The organism is Dokdonella sp., assembly GCF_049593775.1.
Taxonomy (GTDB): domain Bacteria; phylum Pseudomonadota; class Gammaproteobacteria; order Xanthomonadales; family Rhodanobacteraceae; genus Dokdonella.
Genome location: NZ_JBAWHJ010000445.1, coordinates 1 through 6,099, shown reverse-complemented (window position 1 = coordinate 6,099; position 6,099 = coordinate 1). Strand labels below are relative to the sequence as shown.

The window sequence follows — 6,099 nt, the reverse complement described above, 5'->3', positions numbered from 1 at the left end:
GCGACCGGCCCAAGACCGGTCGCCTGAAGTCGGCGCGTGCTCCGCACGCGCCGTAAACCCCATCAGGGTGTGTAGCTGGTGCTCAGGGTGACACCAGAGAACGTCGAGTACGCACGCACGCTGACGTAGTAGGTGCCAGCCGTCGGTGCCGTAAACGAGCAGGTTTCGCTATTGCCGCTCAGGTACGGACGGCAGGTGTAGCTGGTCGTCGTGGGTGCCGAACCGAGTCGAACGTACAGGTCCGCATCGCCCGATCCGCCAGCAATCGAGAACGTGAGGTTGCTCGCACCGGCCGGAACGACCAGGGTATAGGTCGAGGTCCAGTTGTTGCGGCTTGCAGACAGGCCACTGACCGACGAACCGCTGCAGAGCACGGTTCCGGATGGCGTACAGCCACCACCACCGGTCGAGTAGCTACCCGTCAACGAAACGCCCGAATAGGTCGAGTAGGCGCGCACCATCACGTAGTACGTACCCGCCTGCGCCGAACTGATGTTGCAGGTTTCGTTATTGCCACCGATATAGGGACGGCAGTCGTAGGTAGTGGTCGTTGGTGCAGAACCGAAGCGGACGTAGAGATCCGCGTCACCCGAACCGCCGGCGATCTGGAACTTGAGGTTGTTGGCACCGGCAGGGACGGCCATCGTGTAGAGCACGGTGTCACCTGACGATCCGGACAGGCCGTTCACCGCCACTCCGTTCTGCAGGACATTGCTGCCACCGCCTCCACTAGTCACGGTCACCGAGGAAGACTTCGAGTGGGTCGCCCCATCGTTGTCGGTCACGGTCAGCTGCACGTTGTAGGTGCCGGCAGACGAGTAGGTCTTGCTCGGATTGGTCGAGCTCGACGTGGTGCCATCGCCAAAGTTCCACGAGCGCGATGCAATCGTGCCATCGCTGTCGCTGGAGCTGTCGCTGAAGCTGGCCGTCAGTCCACTGGTCGTGAAGCTGAAATTGGCCACCGGTGCAACGTTGCCCGGACCTGCAAGGGACTGCAGGGTTGCCAGCGAATTGATGATGCCCGCACCGCAACCGCCGGAACACGAACCCGGCACCGCGCGAGCGTTGGCCGTCATCGCATTCCGGACCTGATCCGGAGTCAGGCTGCTGTTGACCGCCAGCATCTGAGCTGCCAATCCGGCCACATGCGGCGCCGCCATCGAGGTGCCCTGGTAGTAGGCATAACCCTCGGAACCCTGCGTGGTGGTGCCGTTGTTCAGCGTGGACAGAATGCCGTTCGACTGCGTGGCGGTCTCGCCACCCGGTGCCGACAGGGTGATGGTCGAGCCGTAGTTCGAGTAGGACGCACGATTGCCCTGGCGATCCGTCGCTGCAACCGAAATGACACCGGAGCAGTTGGCCGGAGAGAAGCCCGTCACGTTGGCGTTGGAGTTGCCGGCTGCCACGACAACGACGGTGCCGTTGCTGCGGGCGGTATTGACTGCAGCCTGGAACGAACCGCAGGAACCGCTGCCGCCGAGGCTCATGTTGATGACGCGAGCCGGGTTGGAATTGGCTGGAACGCCGCTGACCGAACCGCCGGATGACCAGACGATCGCGTCGACGATATCCGAGGTGCTGCCACCGCACTTGCCGAGCACGCGTACGGGTACGACCTTGGCGCCAAACGCGACACCGGCAATGCCCTTGGAGTTGTTGGTTGCCGCTGCAATCGTGCCGGCCACATGGGTGCCATGCCAGCTCGAGTTCGACGAGTACGGCACGCCGCATTCGTTGGTGGCGAACCAGTCGCCTTCGTCATTCGGATTCGAATCACGGCCATTGCCATCGCGTGCGTCGGCCGAGGAGCTGATGAAATCGTAGCCGCCAACGGTCTGACCACTGAGATCACTGTGCGGGGTGATGCCGGTATCGATCACGGCCACCCGGATACCGCTGCCTGTTGAAATATCCCAGGCCGAGGTCTGGTTCATGCCGCCGGTGCTTTCGAACAGATCCCACTGGCTCGAATAGCTGGTGTCATTCGGCGACAGCACCGGGCGCATGATGCGATCCGGTTCAACATAGGCAACGGCAGAATTCTTTGCGAACGCGACCATGACAGCTTGCGCCCTTGCCTCGTTGGTGTTGCCTGACATGCGTGCGCTGTTCTTGGTCTGGGTGACCGTGACCAGTTCAGCTCCGGTAGCCAGGGTGCGCGCGTGTTCCACCTTCATGCCGGTTTCGCGAGCAACACGATCGAAATCGGCGTGCATCGCCAAGCTGTTGCGCTCTGCAGCATTCTCGGCGTAGGTAACAATGAATCGTGTTGTTTCGGTGCGTGAAAGGTCGGCCGAAAAATTGGCCCTGTCTGCATAGTTCTGCAAGTCTGCAGGCGTGACGGCGGCGGCATTGGCCAGCGCGCTGCAACCGATCAACGCAAACATGGCTGCAGCCAGTGAGGTACGACGTAGTGCTGTGATCGAATCCGGATTCACAGTTATCTCCAGTGTTGAAGAATGATCGTATGAGTGCTGCATTGCAGCACCCCCTAGATGGGGCCTCCGTCCACCTCCCGCGCCGCTACATCGGATCTTTGTCCGAATACAAACACGCTGATTTTTCGCCTGCGGCTGATCGACCAGGCACCCCTACCTGAACGATCCTTTGTTTACTTCCCAATATTTCGGGTTTGTGGAATCTCTTCGAAACTATATAGAGAAATGAAACTCATGTGTGATTGTCATCACATTTCATGAATTCAACGCTTACGAATCAGATTGACCACCTTGGGCTTGGTCGCCCAGAGGATCAGGAACACCACCAGCAGGATGGGAGGTGCCCAGTACAAAGTCCGAATCCATTCCAGCGATCCATTGCCTGCACCGGCAAGGGTCAGGTCCATCGCGAGGTTCGGCTGCTCGACGATCTGTTCCACCAGCGGCGCCGTGGCCGTCGTCATCAAATGGGTACCAAAGCCGTGCAGCGAACCGACCAGCGCGTCCAGCGGGCCACCCAGGGCGATATAGGTAGACGCCAGCATGGCTTCGGCGTGCGCAGACCTGACCATGTGCCCACCAATTTCGGGCAGATCCGGCACCGCTCCCCAGATCGCCAGGTCAAGCAGCAGAGCCAGCAGGAGCAGGAACAAGGCGATCTTGTGCAGGTGCTTTCTCATGGTCCGGATCCGGTAGTTTTCATGGATTTACAGTATGCCGTAGCTGCAGCCGCCGTAAACTGTGCTCCAGTCCACGGCGGCATGTTCAGGCTTCGGCCATCCTCGCTGCGTAAGTGTGCGGCGGTTTTCCTGCCGCAGCCGAACAGGCAGGATCAACCATCGGGTGTCGACTGCAGCAATGACTGGCTCCAATCCAATCCTGGGACTCTCCAATTCGACTGCCCGGGAAGCCCTGCGCGAGCGATGCCTGAGCCTGGTCCGCCGATGGCAGCCGCTGGCTCGCTCCGGCTGGGATCACCATGCTGCGCGCCTGCTCGGCGAGGAACTGGACCAGATCGCGCAAACCAGCGAGACACTCGGCCTGCAAGGCGTCAATGGTTCTGCGCTGGAACTGGCGGCCTATCTGTGTTCGTTCATCGACGACAAGCTGGTTCCCAACGAACATGCACTCGAGTACCTGGCGGGCATGGTCAACAACCTCGGCGGCGCCCTGAGCGAGTTGTCGGGCTCGGCCACGGCTGACGTGCGCTCGCTGCATCGCGACACCGGGGAAACCCCCCTCATCGATTCCGATGCAACTCCCGCAAGCGAAGATCAGCCCGATTCGATAGCGGGCGCCGAAGGGCCGACCTGGCTGCCTCGCGCCACCTGCCTGCTAGGCGAAACCGTACAAGCTGCACCCGGGCTCGTGCCTGCGCTTCGCGAACGCGGCTATCAGGTCAATGCATTCGAAGATATCGAAACCCTGCTGGATTTCCTCAAGGTCGCCCGGCCCGGCGCCTTGCTGCTCGATGCCCGATCACTCAGCCATCTGGGCCGGATCCGTGCACGCCTCGATGAAGGCAAGGAATCCGAACTGAGTGCGCAGCCCGTCATGCTGGTGTTCTCGCGCAATGGCGATCTCGGTGATCGACTGCTGGCGATGCGTGCCGGGGCCGCTGGCCTTTTCAGCCTGCCAGTGGATTCGTTGCGAGTCATTGCCTGCCTTGACGACCTGCTCGTCCATGCCACGCAGACCCCCTGGCGCGTTCTGCTCGCCGAGGTCGACCCGGTTGCTGCAAGTGAACGCGCGCGCTGGCTGGCCGAACGCGGCATGACCGTGCGCCTGGCCAACAATGGACAAGCCGCGTTGGCGGCATTGCCGGAATTCCGCCCGGATGTCCTGGTGGTTGATCAGGAATTGTCCGACGTTCACGGCCTCGAACTGATCCAGTTGGTTCGCGAACAGGCCGAGCATGCTGCCTTGCCGATCGTGTTGATGTCGGCCAGCGGCGATATCGGCCAGCGCTTTGACGCAATTGCCGCAGGCAGTGATGAAGTTCTGCTCAAGCCGGTCAAGGCACGCCACCTGACTCATGCCCTGCTGTCCCGCCTGAATCGATCGCGGCGCCTGCGCGAGTTGATCGGCACCGCCGGGGGGCGCGATCCGCGTACCGGCCTGTTTCCACGCACGGTCCTGATTGAAAAACTGGCGAGTGTCGCCGGCGATCGTTCTGCCGCCTTGATGTGCATTGCCCTTGATCGCTCGCAGGCCCTGCGTGAAGGCATCGGCATCAGCGGGCTTGCCGCCCTCGATGCGCATATCGGCCAGTTGCTGCGCAGCCAGCTCGAAACTGCAGACATCGCCGCCCATTATCAGGATTTCCATTATTTCGTATTGCTCCACCGGCGCTCGCGGGCCGAAGTGACGATGGCTGCGGAAGACATCCGCACCCAGCTCGCCCAGGAACCGTGGTCACACAACGGCAAGGACTATCCCCTGACCGCAAGCATCGGACTCGCCCTGCTCGGTGGCGAACCGATCACCGTTGATACGATGGTTACCAACGCCGAAGCCGCACAGATCGCCGGCACCCACATGGGTGGCAATCGCGTGCTCTGGTATGAAGCACGCGAAGCGGCCCTTCTGCCAAGCGACCCGTTGCTGGCCGTGCGTGCCGTCATGGGTCGCCCGCTCAAGTCGGAACAGGCCACGTTTGATTTCCTGCCCATCGTGCCGCTGGCCGGCAAGCTCAGTGGCCAGTTCGACCTGCGCTTCCGGGTTCTCAGCACGCAGAATCCGGGCAGCTCGATCAGCTACGATGAAATGGCCCCGGCCGCAGCCGAGACCAACCAGCTCGCCGAAATCGATCGCCTGCTCCTGCAACACACGCTGGAAATGCGCGGCGAGCAATTGAAGCGCGGTCGCCAGTTGCGCATCTTCGTACCTCAATCTGTCCCCTCCCTGCTGTCCCCCGATTTGTGCTGGTGGCTGGATCGGGAACTGAAGGCACATCACCTGTCCGGCACCGGGCTGACCCTGAACCTGCCCTGCTCGCCACTGATCGATGCCGGCGAGCGAGCGCGCGAACGCATTTTCGAACTGCGCAAGCTCGGTATCCGCGTATGCCTCAATGATTTCGGTCGTGACTGGGCTGCCGTGCATGCATTGCGACAGTTGCAGGCGGATTTTGTGCGTCTGGATCCAACCCTGGTGCACGAACTGGGCAGCATCCGCTCGGTCGCCGACACGGTGCTCGCCCTGGTCCGCAAAGCCCATGCCGCCGGCGCCTCGGTCATCGCCCCCGAAGTCGACAACATCAACCGCGCCCACCTGCTGCTCAGGCTAGGCGTCGACTACGCCATCGGCCCCGCCTTCTCCCAACCGCTCAAGCAACCGGATTTCGATTTCAGCCGACCGCTTTGGTAGTTGGGAACCCGGAAAAGGGAACAGAGAAAAGCGCTGCACCCTGCGCTTGCCCTGCTCGTCGCAGGAAGCGGCTTCAGCCACGATGCTCTAAGCCAGGAACCGAGAATCGGGAATCAAAAAAGCGCCGCATCCTGCGCTTGCCCTGCTCGTCGTAGGAAGCGGCTTCAGCCGCGATGCTCTAAGCCAGGAACCGGGAATCGCGAATCAAAAAAAGCGCTGCACCCTGCCCGCTCGTCGTAGGAAGCGGCTTCAGCCGCGATGCTCTTGGTCATGTTGCAAGAAATACATCGCG

At 61.6% G+C, this 6,099-nt stretch carries 3 protein-coding genes; 1 reads left to right on the top strand and 2 read right to left on the bottom strand.

The window, feature by feature from the left end; genetic code table 11:
• Positions 1 to 62: 62 nt before the first annotated feature.
• Together WBP53_RS15415 and WBP53_RS15410 are read right to left on the bottom strand one after the other, a co-directional pair.
• On the bottom strand, positions 63 to 2,387 hold the full coding sequence (locus tag WBP53_RS15415; protein WP_423930497.1) for a S8 family serine peptidase: 2,325 nt from the start codon (positions 2,385 to 2,387) through the stop codon (positions 63 to 65).
• A 314-nt stretch (positions 2,388 to 2,701) separates the two neighbouring features.
• Positions 2,702 to 3,118, bottom strand: coding sequence for a hypothetical protein (locus WBP53_RS15410; RefSeq protein ID WP_423930495.1), 417 nt, complete (start codon positions 3,116 to 3,118; stop codon positions 2,702 to 2,704).
• Between the two features lie 178 nt (positions 3,119 to 3,296).
• Here WBP53_RS15410 and WBP53_RS15405 point away from each other — a divergent pair, with 178 nt between their 5' ends.
• Complete coding sequence (locus WBP53_RS15405) at positions 3,297 to 5,807, top strand: EAL domain-containing protein (protein WP_423930494.1); 2,511 nt, start codon at positions 3,297 to 3,299, stop codon at positions 5,805 to 5,807.
• Positions 5,808 to 6,099: the final 292 nt, after the last annotated feature.

Bases quoted from the DNA above. Each gene is read 5' to 3' on its own strand.
- WBP53_RS15415 (WP_423930497.1), bottom strand. From the start codon at position 2,387: ATGTTTGCGTTGATCGGTTGCAGCGCGCTGGCCAATGCCGCCGCCGTC.
- WBP53_RS15405 (WP_423930494.1), top strand. From the start codon at position 3,297: ATGACTGGCTCCAATCCAATCCTGGGACTCTCCAATTCGACTGCCCGG.
- WBP53_RS15410 (WP_423930495.1), bottom strand. From the start codon at position 3,118: ATGAGAAAGCACCTGCACAAGATCGCCTTGTTCCTGCTCCTGCTGGCT.